This window comes from Limnohabitans sp. YIMB22184 (assembly GCF_048020265.1).
GTDB lineage: Bacteria > Pseudomonadota > Gammaproteobacteria > Burkholderiales > Burkholderiaceae_C > Limnohabitans_A.
The window spans coordinates 2917761-2937653 of record NZ_CP171843.1 but is presented as its reverse complement, the minus strand read 5'-3'; the positions used below and the strand labels follow the sequence as shown (position 1 = coordinate 2937653).

Sequence of the window (19893 nt, the reverse complement as noted above, 5' to 3'; positions counted from 1 at the left end):
CTTGTGTTCAACAGGGCATCCTGACTTCGAAAATAACGTTGTGGTCTATTTTTTGATAATGCACCGACGCCCCCATTTTTTCAGCGGCTGAATGCACCAGGCTCAGTCCGATGCCCATGCCCGGGTGATTTTGAAAATTGGGGTGTCGGTAATAGCGTTCAAACAAGCGGTTTTCGTCGGGCAAACTGCCTTGCGCGACAGGGTTGCTGATCTGAAAACAGGTCATGGTCGCAGACTCTTGCGCAATAACGATCTTGATCTTCCCGTCCGCTGCATATTTGACGGCGTTGCCCACCAGGTTCTCAACGATCAAGGCCAAAAAATGAGGGTCGGCATGGAAAAATGTTCCGTCTTGAATGCTCAGTTCAAACCGATCGGCATCGCGGTATTCCTGCATGACCACGTTCATCAACTCCTGGGCTGATATTGTTTCTGCGCTGGCGTGGGCGTCGTGACGCTCGATTTTGTTGGACAGCGCCACATGTTCAATCATCGCGTCCATGCGATTGACCGAAGCATCAATGTGCTGAATGCGGTCCTGCGATTCCCCTTGGGATTTCGCCGTTCTCTTGAGCGAAGCCAGCGCAAATTTGATGGTCCCCAGGGGGGTCTTCAACTCATGGGTGAGCATGTCAATGAGTTCTCTTCGTTCCGTGAGTTTTTCTTCATGGGCTTTGGACTGGGCTGCCTGCATTTGCAGGTCCTGCAGCTCTTTCACCTTTTGGATTTTTCGGTGCGCAATCTCATTGGCCACAATCCAAAACACCACCAATCCAATCGGAACCCCATTGAGCCGCCAATCGGCAATCGATTGAAACAAACCACTTTGCTCACGCCACCAAACCAAGCCCAAGCTGGCATAAAGGCCCAGACTGACAAAAAAGAAAAAGACCGAGAAGCTGATCAGCAGTATTTTCTTCAACTGGGCACTGATGTCACGGGCAGACAGCGTCCCCAGTATCAAGACCCAGGTGTTCAACCACAACACGATGGCATTGGCCTGCAATGCCCAAACAGCATGCTCAGTCATGACCGCCAAAAAGTTCATGCCGCAAACGATCAGCATGACCACGACCGCTTGGCCATAAAGAGGCGATGGGTTACACGACCTCAACACCGACCAGCCAAGCACCACCATCAGTGCAACCCGGATCACCTGGTTCAAATTGCCCAAATGGTTGAGCATTTCGGGCGAAATTCCCGACGCCCACTGCGCCAAAACCCCAGTGGTGGCCGCGATCGAGATCACAACAGTGGCCTGAAACCAGCAAAAGACATGCAGCAGTACCGAGCGCTCAAAAAACAAAAACACCCAGGACAAAACCAACAATGCCATTGCCAGCGTGAGCGACACGGTCATGCGTTCAATGCGGTCCACTGCCGATGAGATGAGCTCGTCGGCGTCCAAAACCATGGTTTGCACCAACCGAACACTGGAAGTTTGAATCTTCAGGTAAACGGTGGACGATGCACCGTCGAAAGCCATCAATTTGAAGCAGTACAAATCATCAGGGCAGTTTCGGGTTTGCTTGACGTAACGGTCCCCGCCATGCTCCAACTTCCAATCTTCGCCTTGCTTTTCGTAAAAACCCACATGGTCCAAAAAGTAGGGGCCCACGCGCAGTACCGGTGACAACTCCGGATCGACTTGGGCTGACTCGGCAATGCTTTCAGGCGCCTCGATCTGAAGCTGAACCCAAGTGTTGCCCTTGGTGAAACCCAAGCGCAATATGCCCTCGTAGGGTGTGAACTGCTGCGATGAGACACTTTCAATCGTGTGCACCGCGGCATCGTCACGAAGGTAGGCTGTGTAGACCCGATAGCGCCCGCCCCCCGCGTGCACGGGCAACTGGGCAAACAACAAGATCAAAAATATCAAACACTTCATGAATTTTTAAATCATAGAAGTTTGTGCCCACAAAAACCGAGCCCCTTGTAATTGGGCTTCAAAAATGGCGCTGGAAGTGAGAGCAGTTGTGAGCATTTGCCGCATCTGAACAACAGCGCCGACCCGCTTTGTGAGGATCTGTGTGTTTGCATGAATTTTGGTGTGAATACCCACAAGCCACGCTGTTAGATTCCGGCCCATCGTGAGCTCACTGCTTTTGGAACACCGCCATGTCATCTCTCAAACAACTGCAACAGCAAAAAGCCGATCTGGATTTGAAAATCGCGCAATCACTGGAGATTGCCAAACGAATTTCTGCGGAACTGGAGCAAGCCCAGATCAGACAGCAACAAATCGACACAGGCACCCGCGAAATCATGGGCTTGATGGAGAAGTACAACTTGAGCCCGGAAGACCTGTTTCCCAGCGCTGCCGCCAAAGTGATCCCGATCCAATCCAAAGAGGCCAAGACGCTGGCGGAAATGCGTCAGTATTTCAACCGCCGATAAAGCAGCCTGCGCCGTCTTGGGCCTGCGCCATTCAGGTCATCAAAAACGGGCACCGGCCACCAGGCTGACAAAGTCGCGATCAAGCAGCAGGTTGTAGCGGCCCCCGCTGAATCGGTGGTACTGGATCTCTGCAAAGTAATGTCGCCCGTGTTCGACCCTCAAGGCAGGCCGCAGCAGTTGACGGCCCTCGACATAAGCGCCGTCATGGGCATAGCCTCGAACATCTTTGGTCCACAACAGGGATGGAGTCCATGTGAGGCCAAAAAGGGCATGGGCATACGTGGCAGCCACGCGCGTTTTCAGGCCCCAGGCCCATGTTGATACGTAGCCTTCGAAACTGCAGGTTTTGCCTGGCACCGCGTCCACGCACGGTGGGCCGCCAACATACGCCGCACCGTTGTACCCCAAAGCCCGGCCATAGCGCAGAACCGAAGCGTCGGGCAAGCCCTTGACCTGACTGAAACCCACCTCTGCCAACCACACGACCCGGTCGGCGCCCATGGTTTTCGGCAGGATCTTGTCCACCCCAAAATTGCCTGTGAACACCGCCAAGCGGTCGTAGGCATCGAAACTGCCGCCTACAGGTATGGCGGTGATGCCTCTGCTCAAGGCCAACAAGGATGTGGGACTGCGCGTGACAAAGCCCGACAGCACGTCATAGGCGTTCAACTGGATCGGCTGGTGAGGTCGGTAGACCACCTCACCAAACAAGCGTGTGGTCGGCGACCCTTTGTGTTGCCAGCTCAGACCCCACAACGGCACATCTTCCGGGTAGACCATGGCGTAGTTGACCGCACGTACACCGGGCGTCGCCGCGTTGACCGTCATGCGCAAACTGGGCAAGGTGCTGTGCGTGTGGATGGCAAACAACTGGACATCGGTCTTGCCTGTGTCCGACTTGAGACCCAGGCTCAAGCCGTATTGACCAGAAGACCTGGCTTTCACATCGGGGTTGCGGTGCAAATAAGCGCCGCTGGCCAGCAGGCTTTGCTCTGAGGCGCCTGCCAGAGCCGCAAAATCACAGCCGGGCGGGGCAAAAGAGTTCACATCGAAATACGTGCCGCAGGCAGGCAACACGGCTTGGCGTGACTCGTAGGCGGCAAAGCCCTCCAGACGCCAGGCCGCGCCCGAGTCCCATTGGACGCGCCACATGCCCAAAGGCAGCGTGCCTTCGGCAGGCAAGGCCCCAGGGCGCAGTGACGATGCTCCATCGGGAGGGTTCAGCGCAGCTTGGATGCCGTTGGTGTGCAGGACCGACCGACCCCATTGCAGCACTTGTCGCCCCCAGCGGGCATCCAAGCGGCCGTCCGGGTCCAATGGGACATCGGTGTAAAGGTAAGCCTCTCGCCATTGGGCATGGCTGAATTGAGAACTGGATTCAAAACTGCTGTCGTTCAAGGGCTGGCCGGGCTGAAACGCATTGGGGTAATGGCCATAGGCCACACCTTTGTTACCCAAGACTTCATCGCGCCAGGCGTGGCCACGGACAAAGAGGCCGAACTGGTCTTTTTTCAGATCCAGGTCCCACACGAATTTGAGCACCGTAGAGATGGGCTCACCCCGAGGAAAGTTCAAATCAGAGCCGCCGCTTTGGCCTTGCAAACGGCCTTTGGCAGCACCTGGCACCGAGCGGGATGGCCAGTCGGCGTAAACATCCGGGTTGGTTGCTTCTGTGCGCACCTGGGTGCCCCAGGTGAGGGTGCCATGCAACTGCGCCTTGAGACCCCCGCCCAGCGGCAACTCAACGGCGCATACCGGCAAGCTCAACACGCCCATCAAGCCCAGCAGCAGTGTTTTTTTGGAAAGGCGCATGGCGTCTGCCATGCCGCAGCGCGTACTTAGCCCAATCGCATGAAGCCCCTGATTGAGCTTCTCACCACAAATGTCCGACGAGATTATCGAAATATTAGGATTTGTCATTTTTGTTGATTATCAACGCCCGTGACCACCCTTGCCCGACCGTGCTCTGCGGTCAGGCCAGTCTCTCCGGCCATGGTGTATCGCTTGGTGGCAAAATGCGCGGTCTTCAAAACATGTCTTGACGCGGCATGCCGTCATGCATGGGCTCAGCCCACTCCCTCGCGACATCCCCCTCCTTTTTCCATGACCTCTTCCCCCGCCGGCACACTCGGCATCGACTTCGGCACCTCCAACTCGGCCATGGCCTGGCTGGCTCCCCAGGGCAGCGCCCACCTGATCCCGCTGGAAGGCGAAGCGCTGGCCATGCCAACCGCCGTGTTTTACAACGCCGAAGACCACAGCACGCACTTCGGGCGCGATGCCCTCAAACATTACTTGGAAGGCACCGAAGGCCGCTTGATGCGTTCCCTCAAAAGCCTGCTGGGCAGCCCGCTTTTGCTGGAGACCACGCAAATTGGTCACCAGCAGATTAGCTTTCAGGACATCATTGCCACCTTTTTGGCCACGCTGCGCGAACGCGCCGCGCAAAGCTTGGGCAGCGCCCCGCGCCGCGTGGTGATGGGCCGCCCGGTGCACTTTGTGGACGACGACCCCGAGCGCGATGCACAGGCCGAGGCCTCACTGCGCCAGGCCGTGCAGTCGGTGGGTTTTGACGAGGTGTCGTTTCAGCTCGAACCCATTGCCGCGGCACTGGACTATGAGCAGCGCCTGACGCAAGAAAGCACCGTGCTGGTGGTCGACCTGGGCGGCGGCACCTCGGACTTCACCGTGGTGCGCCTGGGGCCTAGGCGCATTCAGAGCCTCGACCGCAGCGCTGATATTTTGGCCACCACCGGCGTGCACATTGGCGGCACCGATTACGACCGGCAGCTGAACCTGGCGCAAGTCATGCCGTTGCTGGGCTACAAACACTTGGGGCCCGAGCAGCGCGAGGTGCCCAGCCGCGTGTTTTTTGATCTGGCTACTTGGCACCTGATCCACTGGCAATACCAACCCAAGGCCATCGCCCACGCCCAAACCTTGCGCAGCAACTACAGCGATGCCCGCCTGCACGAACGCCTGATGCGCGTGCTGACCGAGCGCCACGGCCACCACATCGCACACGAGGTGGAGCAGGCCAAGATCCGCTGCTCAGTGACCCGCGCCGACACGGGCATTGACCTGTCGGTGATCGAGCATGACTTGCAAGCCCATCTGGGCTTGGCCGACATGCAGGCGCAGCTGCACGAGCTGCTGGCGCGCACCTTGGCCTGCGCCCGCGAATGCGTGCAACGCGCAGGATTGACCGACACTTCGCTCGATGCGATTTACCTCACCGGCGGCTCATCGGCCTTGAGCACTTTCCAACAAGCCTTGCAGGTCGAGTTCGCGGGCGTGCCGCTCATCGAAGGCGATTTGTTTGGCGGCGTGGCACTGGGCTTGGCCTACAGCCGCTGAGCCGAAAAAAAGCCACTCAGGCATGACCTGAGTGGCTTTGGGTGCGAGCGGAACCGAGTCGATCAGCTCTTCACGGCAGCCAGAGCGGCATTGAAGGTGGCACTGGGGCGCATGATGGCGGCCAACTTGGCCTGGTCAGGCATGTAGTAACCACCGATGTCCACAGGCTTGCCCTGCACGGCGTTGAGTTCTTCCACGATCTTTGTCTCGTTCTCGGTCAGTTGCTTGGCCAAGGGCGCGAACTGGGCTGACAACTCGGCGTCTTCGGTTTGCGCTGCCAGCTCTTGTGCCCAGTACATGGCCAGATAGAATTGGCTGCCACGGTTGTCCAGCTGACCCGTTTTGGGCGAAGGGTTCTTGTTGTTGTCGAGCAGCTTGCCGGTTGCGGCATCCAGCGTTTTGGACAACACGACGGCCTTTTTGTTGCCCGTCTTCAAGCCCAGATCTTCCAGCGACACGGCGAGCGCGAGGAATTCACCCAAAGAATCCCAGCGCAGGTGGTTTTCTTCCACCAGCTGCTGCACGTGCTTGGGGGCCGAGCCGCCCGCACCGGTTTCGTACATGCCGCCACCGGCCATCAAAGGCACGATAGACAGCATCTTGGCCGAGGTGCCCAGCTCCATGATCGGGAAAAGGTCGGTCAGGTAGTCGCGCAGGATGTTGCCGGTGGCGCTGATGGTGTCCAGACCACGGATCACGCGCTCCAGGGTGTAACGCATGGCACGCACCTGGCTCATGATCTGGATGTCCAGACCGGCCGTGTTGTGCTCGTGCAGGTACATCTTGACCTTGGTGATCAACTGGGCCTCGTGGGGGCGGTACTGGTCGAGCCAGAACACCACGGGCATGCCGGAATTGCGGGCACGGTTCACGGCCAGCTTGACCCAGTCGCGGATCGCCGCGTCCTTGACCTGGCACATGCGCCAGATATCGCCTTCTTCCACGTTTTGGCTCAACAGCACTTCACCGGTGTTGAGGTCGGTGATGTTGGCCACGCCGTCTTCGGGGATTTCGAAGGTCTTGTCGTGCGAGCCGTATTCTTCGGCTTGCTGCGCCATCAGGCCGACGTTCGGCACAGTGCCCATGGTCTTGGGATCGAACGCGCCGTGCCACTTGCAGAAGTTGATCATCTCCTGGTAGATACGGGCAAAAGTCGACTCGGGCATCACGGCCTTGACGTCTTTCAGGCGGCCGTTGGCGTCCCACATTTTGCCGCCGTTGCGGATCATGGCGGGCATGGAGGCGTCCACGATCACGTCGTTGGGCGAATGGAAGTTGGTGATGCCCTTGGCCGAGTCCACCATGGCCAACTCGGGACGGCCTTCGTGGCAAGCGTGCAGGTCACGCTTGATCTCGTCTTGCTTGGACTGGGGCAAGCTGGTGATCTTGTTGTAAAGATCGGCCATGCCGTTGTTGACGTTGACACCCAGCTCCTTGAACAAGGCACCGTGCTTCGCAAACGCGTCCTTGTAGAAAATCTTGACGCAATGACCGAACACGATGGGGTGGGACACCTTCATCATGGTGGCCTTGACGTGCAAGGAGAACATCACACCGGTCTTGTGCGCGTCTTCGATTTCTTTTTCATAGAACTCGAGCAAGGCTTTCTTGCTCATGAACATGCTGTCGATAACTTCGCGGTCGAGCAAGGAAACTTTGGGCTTGAGGATGATGGTCTTGCCGCTCTTGGTGATCAGCTCCATCTTCACTTCACGCGCACGGTCCAAGGTCATGGACTTTTCGCCGTGGTAGAAGTCGCCCGCGTGCATGTGCGAAACGTGCGAGCGCGAAGCCTGGCTCCACTCGGCCATGCTGTGAGGATTCTTGCGGGCGAATTCCTTGACGGCGCGTGGTGCGCGGCGGTCCGAGTTGCCTTCACGCAGCACGGGGTTCACAGCGGAGCCTGTGCACTTGGCATAGCGGGCCTTGAGGGCTTTTTCTTCGTCGTTCTTGGGATTCTCGGGGTAGTCGGGCAGCGCGAAACCTTTGGACTGCAGCTCCTTGATGGCGGCGGTCAATTGGCCCACGGAGGCGCTGATGTTGGGCAGCTTGATGATGTTGGCTTCGGGCTTGAGGGTCAGCTTGCCCAACTCGGCCAGGTTGTTGGTCACGCGCTGCTCAGGGGGCAGCAGATCCGAAAATTCACCCAGAATGCGGGCGGCCACCGAAATGTCGCTTTCGGCCACGTCGATGCCGGCAGGCGCTGCAAAAGTGCGGATGATGGGCAGGAACGATGCCGTGGCCAACAAAGGCGCTTCGTCTGTCAGGGTGTAAATGATCCGGGATTTGTCTGCAGCCATGGGTACTCTCGTTGTCAGGGATATGAAAAAAGAATCCGGCGCTCGGCGGTATGTCGAGCCGATTCAAAAATCGCCCTTTTAAGGCGGTTTAGCCCGTGACTTTATCTCAAATACCCCCCCGTTTTGCTTACTGGGGACCCGCCGCCGTCTCCTGGTGGAGCCCCTCAGACTGGCTGGGCGATTAAACTGACACCCCTTCAAACATGCGTCAGCCCCACGGGTGGGCGCTTTTTTTACAGCATCTGCGCCTTTGGGGGCAGACCACCACCAAGGAAAACCGCCATGGGCGCGCAATGGAAAGCAAAAGGCAAGGCACAGGCAGCAGACGCCCGGGGCAAACTGTTTGGCCGTCTGGCCAAGGACATCATGATCGCCGCCCGCAACGGCGCGGACCCCGCTGCCAATGCCCGTTTGCGCCTGGTGGTCGAACAAGCCCGCAAGGTGTCCATGCCCAAAGACACCCTGGAGCGCGCCATCAAAAAAGGCGCGGGCCTCTTGGGTGATGCTGTCAGCTTTGACCGCGTCATTTACGAAGGTTTCGCGCCCCACCAGGTACCGGTGATGATCGAAGTGCTGACCGACAACGTGAACCGCACCGCGTCCGAAATGCGCGTGTTGTTCCGCAAGGGCCAGCAGGGCACGTCGGGTTCGGTGTCCTGGGACTTTGACCATGTGGGGTTCATCGAGGCCGAAGCCGCCCAAGCAGGCGCTGACGCCGAACTGGCCGCCATCGAAGCCGGTGCGCAGGATTTTGAGCCCGCAGACGAAGACGGCGTGACGGTGTTCATCACCGAAGCGACCGACCTGGACCTGGTCAGCCGTGCCCTGCCCAATTTCGGCTTCAACGTGGTGTCGGCCAAACTGGGCTACAAACCCAAAAACCCGGTCGACCCGGCCAACTTGAGCGCCGAGCAACTCGAAGAAGTTGAAGCCTTCCTGGGCGCGATCGACAACAACGACGACGTTCAAAACGTGTTTGTGGGCTTGGCAGGCTGAACTGCCTGACGGGTGACACAGCGCACTGACGAACACAGCCCGCCCCACTAAGGTGGGCTGTTGTCATTTTCAGGAGCGTTTTGCCATGAACCTGTCCCAACTTTGCCAGCGCGACATTCTCACCGTGAGCGCCGAAGCCCCGGTGCGCAAAGCCGCGGAAATGATGCGCGTCCACCATGTCGGTGCCTTGGCCCTGACCGACCCCGAGGACGCCACACGCGTGGTGGGCGTGGTGACCGACCGCGATCTGGTCATCAACCTGCTGGCCCAGGACCGCTTGCCACAAGAGCAGAATGTCGGCGCTTTCAGCACACCCCATTTGATTCGCGTACCCGGCACGGCCAGCGTGCACGAGGCCGTGCAGGCCATGACCCAACATGGGGTGCGGCGGCTGTTCGTCACCGAGGCCTATGGGCGGCTGATGGGTCTGGTTTCATTGGACGACCTGCTGGTCCACCTGGCCGATGAACTCGGTGGGCTGGCGCAGGCCTTGCGCATCGGCATCGATCTGGAAAGCAGCCGCACAACGCCCATGTTCAACCCGGCAGAACTGCCCGGGGGCATGTACCTGGCACAACACGAGCCTTGATGTGGGCACAGGGTGGGCCTGCTGTGTGACACAGGCCACATGGAAAAAGCCAGACCCCAAAATGACAAACCCGACCGGCGAACCGGTCGGGTTGATGGGTCGTCACGAGAGGATCGTCCCAAGGATTGCCCAAAAGAAGAGTTGTCGTTCTGATGGGCGGGGCACATGCATGTGCCCCAGAGGATGCTTCGGTCGGTCGCCCAACGTCAGCGATTTCACTGTAATCCCGCCGAAGGATGGCGGTCAAGGCGCTGTTACAAGTTTTACAGGGCACCAACGCGACTGCGCCGCTTTTGCACCGCCTGTGCCAGCGCTTCGAGCACCGGCACCGTCTGCGCAAAGCTGATGCAGGCGTCGGTGATCGACACGCCGTACTGCAAGGGCTGACCCGGTTTTTGGTCTTGCCGGCCCTCTTGCAAATGGCTTTCGATCATCAGGCCCATGATGCGGCGGTCACCCGCGGCCACCTGCGCGGCCACGTCGTGCGCCACCTCGATTTGCTTGGCGTGCTGCTTGCTGCTGTTGGCGTGCGACACATCCACCATCACTTGCGGGGCGATGCCCGAGGCTTCGAGCGCCTTGCAGGCCGCATCCACATCGGCTGCCGAATAGTTGGGGGTCTTGCCACCGCGCAGAATGATGTGCACGTCCTGGTTGCCACGCGTCTCGAAGATCGCGGCCTGGCCCATCTTGGTCATGCCCATGAAGGCGTGCGGCGCTTTGGACGCCACCACCGCATCGGCCGCGACCTTGACGCCGCCATCCGTCCCGTTCTTGAAGCCGACTGGGCACGACAGGCCGCTGGCCAGCTGGCGGTGGCTTTGGCTCTCGGTGGTGCGCGCACCGATGGCACCCCAGGTGACCAGATCGCTGATGAATTGCGGACTGAGCAAATCCAGAAATTCGGTGGCCACGGGCAGGCCCAGGTCGATGATGTCGAGCAACAGTTTGCGGGCCATCTCCAGGCCTTCGTTCATGGCAAAGCTGCCGTCCAGGTGCGGGTCGTTGATGTAGCCCTTCCAGCCCACGGTAGTTCGGGGCTTTTCAAAATAGACGCGCATGATGATCTGCAGGTCTTTGGCATGCTTGTCCGCCTCGGCCTTGAGCAGCCGGGCATAGGCGATGGCCTGGTCATGGTCGTGGATCGAGCAGGGCCCGACCACCACGACCAAACGGTCGTCCTGGCCTTGCAGCACGTTCGAGATGTCTTGCCGTGAACGCTCCACCAGCGCCAGGTGCGCGGGCGATGCGGGCAGCCGCTCTTCGAGCAGCGCGGGCGTCATGAGGGGGCGCACCGAAGCAATGCGGGTGTCGTCGATGCGGGTTTTGTCTTGGGTGGAAAGCATGTGTGAAGTCACCTGATAATTCAGACCCAGTTTAAAGGGAACCACGATGACGCTGCCCGCCCCCCAGTTGGAACATGTTTGCGATTTGGCCGTGACCATCGCACCACCCGTTGAAGTCGGCCACACGCCCGCAGGCCTGCGCCGCATGATCCCCATCACCGGCGGCACCGTGACCGGCCCGCGCCTGAACGGCAAAGTGCTGGCAGGCGGTGCCGACTTTCAGCTGATTTTGGGCGGCGGCACACAAGCGCACCTGGATGCGCGCTATGTGATCGAACTCGACGACGGCTCACGCGTGTTCGTGCAAAACACCGCCCTGCGCGTGGCTTCGCTGGACAATTCGCAGCGCATCATGAACGGCCAGCCGGTCAACCCCGACGAGATCTATTTCCGCTGCCAACCCAAGCTGGAAGCCACGACGCCCCAATGGGCCTGGTTGAGCGAGAGCCAGTTCATCGGCACCGGGCGACGGGCACCCGACGGCGTGTTTCTGAGTTTTTACCGGGTGCTGTGAACGGGCCTGAAGGGCCTGCGACATTGCGCTGGAGGCGCGCTCACATGAATCGCGCGGGCGCGTAAGGGGCTGGGTCAATCCAGGTGTGTCGGCCCTCGACCATCTCGGCAAGCAAGCGTCCGGCCACAGGCCCCAAGGTGAAGCCCTGGTGCGCATGGCCGAAGTTGAACCACAAACCTTTGTGGCGCGGCGCGGGCCCCGTCACAGGCAACATGTCGGCGGTGCAGGGGCGTGCGCCCAGCCAAGGGGCCTCGGGCAAAGGCTCACCCAAATCCACCAGTTCACGCGCCAAGGCTTCGGCCTTGACCAGTTGCACGGGCGTGGGTGAGGCATCGATGGGGGCAAACTCAGCCCCGGTGGTCAAACGCAGGCCGCGCTGCATGGGCGCCAGCACATAGCCGCGCTCGGCATCGAGCACCGGTTGAAGCAGCTGGGCGGGCGAGGTGTAGTGCTGGTGGTAACCGCGTTTGATGAACAGCGGAAAACGGTAACCCAGCGTGCGAATCAAACCGTCGGCCCAGGGGCCCAGCGCCAGCACCGCTTGCTCGGCATCCACACGGCCTTCGGTGGTCTGCACAGACCAGCCAACGCCTTGCGACTGCAAGCTGGTGGCGTCACCCGTCAACAAGCGCCCGCCCCGGGCCATAAACAGATCCGCATAACGTTGCACCAAGGCGCCGGGGTCGTTGACCGCCCACGGGTCCAGCCAATGCACGGCGCCCGCCAGTGGCAAGCGCAAAGCAGGTTCGGCCTGCGCCAGCTGGGTGGTGTTTTCGGCCTGATAACGCACACCAAAACGGTCATGCAAGTTCGCAGCCCGTTCAACCGCCTCGTCCAGCGCCTTGGAGGTGCGGAACACAAAACGGAATCCTTCATGGCGCGCCAGATCCTGTGCACCGGCAGCGGTCATGAGCAAGCGGTGTTCGTCGGTGGCATGGGCGATCAGGCGGCTGTAGGCTTGGGTGGCCTGCGCATGCCGCTTGGGGTGTGAATGGTGCAAGTAGCGCAGCAACGATCCGGCCATTTGCCACAAACCCCGCGCATGCCAATGGACCTCAGCGCCACGGCCTAAAGCCACGTTCAACAAGAAGCCCGGCTCACGCGGAAAAGCATAAGGTTCGACCGCCTCACGCTGAATCAGGCCGGCATTGCCAAAAGATGTTTCCTGCCCCGGTGCACGGCGGTCCACCAGTACCACGTCAAAACCACGCTGCTGCAAATGCAAGGCGGTGCAGGTGCCGACCATGCCAGCGCCCAGAACAAGGATGGAAGAAGTCATGACGTTTCAAACGGTGTTGCGGATGTCCATGGAACAAGGCCTGCTGTCAAAAGACAAACCTTGAGTGTGTCCAGTATAGAGACGGTCAAGCGTTCGACGGCCCCCCGTTTGCAGCGGATGGCACTGAGACCCTTTGCTCTGTTTAAACTGTTCGCATGAGCACCACCACTGAAAACCTGCAACAAGCCTTGTCCGAGCTGTTTGCCCCCTGGGTACAGGCCTTGAACCTGACCGTCGAAAGCACGCAAGCGGACAGCGTGACCCTGCGCCTGCCGCAAAGCGATCAGCTTTCGCGCGTGGGCGGCATGCTGTGCGGGCAGGCGATGATGGCCGCGGCGGACACGGCCATGGTGCTTGCGCTGATCCAGCACTTCGGCCAATTCAGGCCTTGCAGCACAGTGCAGCTGTCCAGCACCTTCATGAAACCGTTGTCGGGACAGGACGCCCTCGTCACAGCACGCGTCTTGCGGGCAGGCAAAGCCATGGCGTTTGGCGAAATCGACCTGGCCGGGGCCGATGACGGCAAAAGTGTTTTCAGGGCCAGCACGACTTACGCCTTGATGTGAAGGGGTCGTTTTGCAAACGGCAACCCACGCGACTGCTTGATCGGGTCTTCGCTGTTAATGTGTTGCATCTGTTGATTGGAGCTCCGGCATGAAACACATGGGTTTTCTCTCTTTTGCACAGCCACAAACTGCGCGGCGCACGCTTTTGCTGGCCTGCACCAGCATGCTGGTGGGGGCTTTGGGCCTGCAAGCCCCCAAGGCCTTGGCGCAGGAGTTCCCGCCCAAGAAAAACATCACCATGGTGGTGGGCTTTGTGGCGGGGGGCGCGGCCGATACGGGTGCGCGCATCATCGCCAAACGGCTGGGCGAAAACCTGGGCGTGTCGGTCACGGTCGAAAACAAGGCAGGGGCCGGTGGCAACATTGCGCACCAGTTCACCGCCACCGGCCCTGCCGACGGCAGTGTGCTGCTGCTCGGCTCGGTCGGACCGCTGGCGATTGCGCCGCACATGATGAAACTGCCCTATGACCCGGTCAAGGATCTGGCGCCCTTGACGATGGCCATGAATTTTCCGAACGTGTTGGTGGTTGACCCGGGCGCGGGCATCAAGACCTTTGCCGACTTCATCGCCACCGCCCGCAAGAACCCCGGCAAGTTGACCTTTGCCTCAACCGGGCCGGGCTCAGCCTCACACCTGTCGGGCGAACTGCTCAACGACATGGCCAAGCTGGACACAGTGCACGTGCCCTACAAAGGCGGTGCAGCGGCGCTGCAAGACGTGCTGGGCGGCCGCGTCACTGGCTGGTTTGCCACGATGGCCACGGCCGCGCCGCACATCGAAGCGGGCAAACTGATCGCCTTGGCCAGCACAGGTACACAACGGCTGGCGGCGCTGCCCAAAGTGCCGACCGTGGCCGAATCGGGCTTTCCAGGTTTCAATGCCACCAACTGGTACGCTTTTGTGGCCTCGTCCAAAGTGCCCAAACCCGTGCTGGACCGCTGGAACACCGAACTGGTCAAGGTGCTGACCACCCCCGACGTGGTCGATCAACTCAACAAGCACGGCCTCACTCCCATGCCAGGCACCCGGGACGAGCTGGGACGCTACATGGCCAGCGAAAGCGCGATGTGGGGCCGGGTGATCCGTGAGCGCAAGATCGTGGGGGATTGAGCTGCAAAAGTCAGCGCTTGCCCCCTGTCAGTCTGGCGAAACACCCGATTGGCTACAATAGCGGGCATTACAGAGTTTGAGGTTCACCATGTCTGCTCACAACGACACACACACATCTGACGATCCCGTGGAAAACGTGGTCAAGCACATTCCCGTGGTCATTCCGGCCGCTGGTGCGGTGTTGATTTTCTTGTTGGCCTTCATCGCCGTGTTCATGGCCTGAGGCTTTGACCGTCTGCGGTGCTGGTCTTTGGGCCGCACCGTTCAGCCCAAAACCCGCTACAGCTTCGGCTTGGCGGGTTTTGTTTTGGGCCGAAGATCGTGCCAGCGTGTCAATTGGCTGCGTCGCGCACGGGCATGATGTGCAAAGCCTGCGGGGCGATCAGCAACTGAACCCAACCACCGGTCTCCACTTGCAGGCGCCGCAACAAACGCGTGGTCAGGTTCAAGGTGAGGGTCTGACCGGGCAGGTCTTGCGGCAACACAGTGCACAGGCTGATTTCGCCCAGCGACAAGACCTCCAGCAACTGGCAACGCAAGCGGGTCTGCCCAGCGACGGTTTCCAAAGCTTCGCCATCGCGCAGCACATCGACCTGCTCCCCGTTCAGCACCCAGGTCACGGGTGTGTCGTCCCCGATCTTGTTTTTGTCGATCACGGCCAGATCGATGCTTTGTTCAGGCCTGGCCGCATCGGTCCAACGCAGACGGCCCCAGCCGGGCCGGTCCTTGAAAAAACGCCCTGCAAAATGGTTTTGAATGCCCACCAGTTCGGCCACCCGGGCGTTGCGCGGGCTGGCGAACACGCGGGCGGGCTCGCCCGTTTGCAGGGTTTGACCCGCGTCGACGATCACCACCCGGTCGGCCAAGCGACGGGCTTCAGCCAAATCGTGCGTCACCAGCACCATGGGCACCAACACCTTTTGGCGCAAAGCGGCCAGCTCGCGGTAGAGCGTCTGGCGGGTGGGCGCATCCACCGCAGAAAAAGGCTCGTCCAGCAACAAAACGCCAGGCAAGGCTTCAGGCACCACAGCACGGGCCTCCGTGGGCTTGGCCATGACACGCACCAACGCCCGCGCCAGCGCCACACGCTGCTGCTGGCCACCTGACAATTGAGACGGCCTGCGGCCACTCAAAGCACCCAGCCCCAGGCGTGCGAGCAAACCTTGCACGTCGTCTGGCGTCCAGCCCGGCCCAGCCGCCAGCGCCACATTGGCCTGCGCCGTCATGTGCGGAAACAGCGCGTAATGCTGGAACACCAAACCAGCACGACGCTCTTGCGGGCTCAGCTGCACGCCCGCCGCTGTGTCCAGCCAGGCCTGGCCCGCCAGCCGAATGTGGCCCTGCACATCGGCGGGCGTCCACAAGCCCGCGATGGCGCGCAGCATGCTGGTTTTGCCGCTGCCCGAAGGCCCAACCAAGGCCACCAATTCGCCCGCACCGCAGTCAAACTCGGCCTCCAGCCGGATCGGGCTGGCCGAGCGCAGTTGCACTTGCAAGCCGGTCATCAGCGCTCCTGCAGGGCACGACCCAGTGGGCCCACCCGGTCAAACGCCAGCACCAGGCTCAGCGCCAGCAGCGACACGCCCACCAGGGCCAACGCCATCACATGGGCCGACTGCAGGTCCATGCCCTGCACCTTGTCGTAGAGCGACAGCGACAGGGTACGGGTTTCGCCCTCGATGTTGCCGCCCACCATGAGCACCACGCCAAACTCGCCCAGCGTGTGCGCCACCGTCAGCGCCATGCCGGCCAGCAAACCGGGCCAGGCCAGCGGCAATTCGATGCGCCAAAACGTCTGCCATGTCGACAGGCCAGAGACCCATGCCGCCTCGCGCAGGCTGTGCGGCACCGCGGCAAAGGCGCGTTGAATCGGCTGCACCATGAAGGGCAGGTTGACCAAGACGCTCACCAGCAGCAGGCCCTCCAGAGTGAACACCAGCCGGATGCCCGAAGCCGCCAACCACGCGCCCAAGGCGCTGCCTTGGCCAAAGGCCACCAAGAAGTAAAAACCGATCACCGTGGGTGGCAACAGCAAGGGCAGCAGCAGCAAAGCTTCCACCACCGGCCGCCCAACCCAGGCGGTCACGGCCAGCCAGCGGGCCAGCGCCAAGCCGACAGGCAGCAGCGCCAAGGTGGTCAAAACCGCCAAGGTCAGCGAAACGTGAAGGGCGGACCAGTCCATGCGTGGAATGAGTGAGGGTTGAATTGAAGGAGCTGTCTGGTTTTGAAGCGCCGCGCAAGTTCAAAGGCCACAGAGCACAGCCTGATTATTGCGGCAAGGCATAACCATGGCGCACCCACAAAGCCTGTGCCTGCGCACTGAGCAAAAAACACTGCCAGGCCACGGCCGCCTCGCTGGCGCCCTTGAGCAAAACCATGCGCTGGTGCAAAGGCGCGTGCAAGTCGGCGGGCAAGGGCCAGACCTGCAAACTGCGGGCGATTTCGGGGGCCTGTGCCAGCGCCAGCGCGGTGATGCCCGCCTGCGCCGCGCCCGTGGCCACAAACTGGGTGGCTTGGCCGATGTGGTCACCCAGCACTTTCTGCGCTGTCGGCAACGGCCCGACACCCGAGCGGCGTAAAGCCTCCTCGGCCGCCACGCCATAAGGGGCCAGCGCCGGGTTGGCGATGGCGAACTTGTCCCCCGGCTTCAAGGCGCGCACGACCGCAGCCAGCCCCTGGTTCAAGGGCAGTGGAGAATTTTTAGGCACGATCAGCGCCAACCGACCGGTGGCGTAGCGGTATCCGGCGTCCACCGTGCGGCCCGCCTTGACCAGTTCGACCACCCGGTCTTCGTCGGCTGAAATGAACTGCTCCACCGGCAAGCCCTGCAGAATCTGCCGCGCCAGGTTGCCTGATGCGCCCAGATTAACATCAATCCGAATCCCGGTTTGTTGTAGATAAAGGCCTGTCAGGTCAGCCAGCACAAACTTCAGATTGCTGGCCGCGGCGATTTTGACGGGTCCCGAGCTGCGCGTCTGTGCCCCCCATGACGTGCTCAATGGCCAGCCCAGTGCAGCCATCAAGCAAGCGCGGCGCCCTGCTTGGGGTCCAGACGCCACAAGGACTTGCATAACGTCATGCATCTTTTGCATAGATTTAAAGGGGTTTAGAACCGATCTGACAGGCACGAAACAGGCAGTCTCCCTAAAATCGAGACCCGCCAAGTTACCAAGCCGTTACAGCTGCTTCTCCAACACGCGCACGGCCATTCAGTATCTCAGTCCTTCAGCCGTTTTTTCAAAGTCCCTGCGCAGAGATTTTGAAAAAACGATTTTCAAACTTTGGAGCTTTTCCCATGAACTCACCCGCGATGCAGGGCCTGAACCTGAACACACCCGCGTACGTCAAAAACGCACGGCTGATCGCCTGGGTCGCCGAAATGGCCGCCCTCTGCAAGCCTGACAACATCTACTGGGCCGACGGCTCGCAGGAAGAATACGACCGCCTGTGCGCTGAACTGGTGGCCGCGGGCACCTTCAAGAAGCTCAACCCCGCCAAGCGCGCCAATTCCTTCCTGGCCTGCTCCGACCCCTCGGACGTGGCCCGCGTGGAAGACCGCACCTACATCTGCTCCGAGAAAAAGGAAGACGCCGGCCCGACCAACAACTGGATGGCCCCGGCCGAGATGCGTGCCACCCTCAACCCCTTGTTTGACGGCTGCATGAAGGGCCGCACCCTGTACGTGGTGCCGTTCTCCATGGGTCCGCTGGGCTCGCACATCGCCCACATCGGCATCGAATTGACCGACAGCGCTTACGTGGTGGTCAACCAGAAGCTGATGACCCGCATGGGCCGTGCTGTGTACGACGTGCTGGGCACTGATGGCGAGTTCGTGCCCTGCGTGCACACCGTGGGCGCCCCGCTGGCCGCTGGCGAGAAGGACAAGACCTCCTGGCCCTGCAACCCGACCACCAAGTACATCGTGCATTACCCCGAGACCCGCGAAATCTGGTCTTACGGTTCAGGCTACGGCGGCAACGCGCTGCTGGGCAAAAAGTGCTTTGCGCTGCGCATTGCGTCCAACATGGGCCGCGACCAGGGCTGGTTGGCCGAGCACATGCTGATCCTGGGCGTGACCAACCCCGAGGGCAAGAAATACCACGTCGCAGCAGCATTCCCCAGCGCCTGTGGCAAAACCAACTTCTCAATGCTGGTGCCACCCGCTGCGTTTGACGGCTGGAAAGTCACCACCATTGGTGACGACATCGCCTGGGTCAAGCCCCACACCGACGGCAAGATGTACGCCATCAACCCCGAGGCTGGCTACTTTGGCGTGGCCCCCGGCACCAACATGAAGACCAACCCGAACTGCATGCTGAGCCTGCACAAAGACGTGATCTTCACCAACGTGGCCCTGACCGACGACGGCGATGTCTGGTGGGAAGGGATGGAGAAAGACACTGGCAAACTACCCGACCATTTGATCGACTGGCAAGGTAAGGACTGGACGCCGCAGATCGCCAAGGAAACCGGCGCCAAAGCCGCTCACCCCAACGCCCGGTTCACGATCGCCGCTACCAACAACCCTGCACTCGACCCTGCTTGGGACGACGCTGCGGGCGTACCGATCGACGCATTCATGTTTGGCGGCCGCCGCTCCACCACTGTGCCGCTGGTCACCGAAGCCCGCAGCTGGACCGAAGGTGTGTACATGGCAGCGACCATGGGATCTGAAACCACCGCCGCCGCCTTTGGCGCGCAAGGCGTGGTGCGTCGCGACCCCTTCGCCATGCTGCCCTTCTGTGGCTACAACATGAGCGACTACTTCCAGCACTGGCTGGACATCGGCGCCAAACAGCAGGCCGCCGGCTTCAAGCTGCCCGCCATGTACTGCGTCAACTGGTTCCGCAAGGACGAGTCCGGTTCCTTCGTGTGGCCGGGCTACGGCGACAACATGCGCGTGCTCAAGTGGATCATCGACCGCCTTGAAGGCAAAGTGCAAGGCCAGCAGACCATGTTTGGCGTGGCCCCGCAGTACGCCGAAATCAACTGGAACGGTATCGAGTTTGGCCCCGAGCAGTTTGCCAAAGTCACCAGCATCGACAAAGCCGCCTGGGCGGAAGAGTTCAAGTTGCACGACGAGCACTTCGCCAAGCTGGCCCAGCGCCTGCCCAAGGCGCTGCTGGACACCAAGGCTGCGCTGCAAGCGCGTTTGTCGGCATAAACACCGTGCCTCCCGCGCATGCGGGTGTCCTTGATCAACGAATGCAGGGACAAGCCAACATAACTGACAACAGATCAGTCAGCGACATGATCTGTCAAACGCCCCGGCTACGCACCGGGGCGTTTTTACGTGACAGCACAATCCATGTGCTTGTGCCTTTGCCCAACACTCCTGAATCCCGCGAACGCCAGCGCCTTGGGCGCAACACCCTGCGGGTGGCCTGGAAATACTTAGTGCTGGGAGAATCTTTGGCATGGCACCACATTAGGGGCGC

17 protein-coding genes are annotated in these 19893 nt (G+C 60.6%); 9 read left to right on the top strand and 8 right to left on the bottom strand.

The window, feature by feature from the left end; all coding sequences use genetic code 11:
• Positions 1 to 7: 7 nt before the first annotated feature.
• Positions 8 to 1888: a 7TM-DISM domain-containing protein gene (locus ACHEXL_RS13635; RefSeq protein ID WP_416559940.1), complete on the bottom strand. Its 1881-nt coding sequence runs from the start codon at positions 1886 to 1888 to the stop codon at positions 8 to 10.
• 230 nt (positions 1889 to 2118) lie between these two features.
• Between ACHEXL_RS13635 and ACHEXL_RS13630 the strand changes: the two genes are divergently transcribed.
• On the top strand, positions 2119 to 2397 hold the full coding sequence (locus tag ACHEXL_RS13630) for a hypothetical protein (protein ID WP_416559939.1): 279 nt from the start codon (positions 2119 to 2121) through the stop codon (positions 2395 to 2397).
• Between the two features lie 39 nt (positions 2398 to 2436).
• Here ACHEXL_RS13630 and ACHEXL_RS13625 read toward each other — a convergent pair whose 3' ends face one another.
• Positions 2437 to 4209: a DUF1302 domain-containing protein gene (locus tag ACHEXL_RS13625; RefSeq protein ID WP_416559938.1), complete on the bottom strand. Its 1773-nt coding sequence runs from the start codon at positions 4207 to 4209 to the stop codon at positions 2437 to 2439.
• A gap of 291 nt (positions 4210 to 4500) precedes the next feature.
• Here ACHEXL_RS13625 and ACHEXL_RS13620 point away from each other — a divergent pair, with 291 nt between their 5' ends.
• Entirely contained in the window at positions 4501 to 5754 is a 1254-nt protein-coding gene (locus ACHEXL_RS13620) for an Hsp70 family protein (RefSeq protein ID WP_416559937.1), read from the top strand.
• 62 nt (positions 5755 to 5816) lie between these two features.
• On the opposite strand, the gene ACHEXL_RS13615 is transcribed toward ACHEXL_RS13620, so the two are convergent.
• A complete protein-coding gene (locus ACHEXL_RS13615) occupies positions 5817 to 8054 on the bottom strand; it encodes an NADP-dependent isocitrate dehydrogenase (RefSeq protein WP_416559936.1) in 2238 nt (745 codons plus the stop codon).
• Between the two features lie 282 nt (positions 8055 to 8336).
• Here ACHEXL_RS13615 and ACHEXL_RS13610 point away from each other — a divergent pair, with 282 nt between their 5' ends.
• On the top strand, positions 8337 to 9050 hold the full coding sequence (locus ACHEXL_RS13610) for a YebC/PmpR family DNA-binding transcriptional regulator (protein WP_416559935.1): 714 nt from the start codon (positions 8337 to 8339) through the stop codon (positions 9048 to 9050).
• Between the two features lie 85 nt (positions 9051 to 9135).
• Positions 9136 to 9639, top strand: a complete 504-nt coding sequence (locus ACHEXL_RS13605; protein ID WP_416559934.1) for a CBS domain-containing protein — start codon at positions 9136 to 9138, stop codon at positions 9637 to 9639.
• Positions 9640 to 9902: 263 nt separating this feature from the next.
• Here ACHEXL_RS13605 and ACHEXL_RS13600 read toward each other — a convergent pair whose 3' ends face one another.
• Positions 9903 to 10985 carry a 3-deoxy-7-phosphoheptulonate synthase gene (locus ACHEXL_RS13600; RefSeq protein WP_416559933.1) on the bottom strand — a complete coding sequence of 361 codons (1083 nt, stop codon included), beginning with the start codon at positions 10983 to 10985 and terminating at the stop codon, positions 9903 to 9905.
• Between the two features lie 46 nt (positions 10986 to 11031).
• Here ACHEXL_RS13600 and ACHEXL_RS13595 point away from each other — a divergent pair, with 46 nt between their 5' ends.
• Positions 11032 to 11499 (top strand): DUF3237 domain-containing protein, encoded by a 468-nt coding sequence (locus ACHEXL_RS13595; RefSeq protein WP_416559932.1) that lies wholly within the window; start codon positions 11032 to 11034, stop codon positions 11497 to 11499.
• A gap of 40 nt (positions 11500 to 11539) precedes the next feature.
• Here the strand turns inward: ACHEXL_RS13595 and ACHEXL_RS13590 are convergent, their stop codons facing one another.
• On the bottom strand, positions 11540 to 12778 hold the full coding sequence (locus tag ACHEXL_RS13590) for an NAD(P)/FAD-dependent oxidoreductase (RefSeq protein ID WP_416559931.1): 1239 nt from the start codon (positions 12776 to 12778) through the stop codon (positions 11540 to 11542).
• A 155-nt stretch (positions 12779 to 12933) separates the two neighbouring features.
• On the opposite strand from ACHEXL_RS13590, the gene ACHEXL_RS13585 reads away from it, so the two are divergent.
• The 3 genes from ACHEXL_RS13585 (at position 12934) to ACHEXL_RS13575 (ending at position 14678) form a co-directional block, all read left to right on the top strand.
• Positions 12934 to 13344 (top strand): PaaI family thioesterase, encoded by a 411-nt coding sequence (locus tag ACHEXL_RS13585; protein ID WP_291929477.1) that lies wholly within the window; start codon positions 12934 to 12936, stop codon positions 13342 to 13344.
• 163 nt (positions 13345 to 13507) lie between these two features.
• Positions 13508 to 14455 carry a Bug family tripartite tricarboxylate transporter substrate binding protein gene (locus tag ACHEXL_RS13580; protein WP_416561358.1) on the top strand — a complete coding sequence of 316 codons (948 nt, stop codon included), beginning with the start codon at positions 13508 to 13510 and terminating at the stop codon, positions 14453 to 14455.
• Positions 14456 to 14543: 88 nt separating this feature from the next.
• Positions 14544 to 14678, top strand: coding sequence for a hypothetical protein (locus ACHEXL_RS13575; protein WP_255417455.1), 135 nt, complete (start codon positions 14544 to 14546; stop codon positions 14676 to 14678).
• Between the two features lie 109 nt (positions 14679 to 14787).
• Here ACHEXL_RS13575 and ACHEXL_RS13570 read toward each other — a convergent pair whose 3' ends face one another.
• The 3 genes from ACHEXL_RS13570 to modA form a co-directional block, all read right to left on the bottom strand.
• A complete protein-coding gene (locus tag ACHEXL_RS13570; RefSeq protein WP_416559930.1) occupies positions 14788 to 15960 on the bottom strand; it encodes an ABC transporter ATP-binding protein in 1173 nt (390 codons plus the stop codon).
• Complete coding sequence (modB, locus tag ACHEXL_RS13565; RefSeq protein WP_416559929.1) at positions 15960 to 16637, bottom strand: molybdate ABC transporter permease subunit; 678 nt, start codon at positions 16635 to 16637, stop codon at positions 15960 to 15962. The genes ACHEXL_RS13570 and modB overlap by 1 nt, the downstream gene beginning before the upstream one ends.
• 85 nt (positions 16638 to 16722) lie before the next feature.
• Positions 16723 to 17454 carry a molybdate ABC transporter substrate-binding protein gene (gene modA, locus ACHEXL_RS13560; RefSeq protein ID WP_416559928.1) on the bottom strand — a complete coding sequence of 244 codons (732 nt, stop codon included), beginning with the start codon at positions 17452 to 17454 and terminating at the stop codon, positions 16723 to 16725.
• Positions 17455 to 17750: 296 nt separating this feature from the next.
• Between modA and ACHEXL_RS13555 the strand changes: the two genes are divergently transcribed.
• Complete coding sequence (locus tag ACHEXL_RS13555; RefSeq protein WP_416559927.1) at positions 17751 to 19619, top strand: phosphoenolpyruvate carboxykinase (GTP); 1869 nt, start codon at positions 17751 to 17753, stop codon at positions 19617 to 19619.
• Positions 19620 to 19893 lie beyond the last annotated feature (274 nt).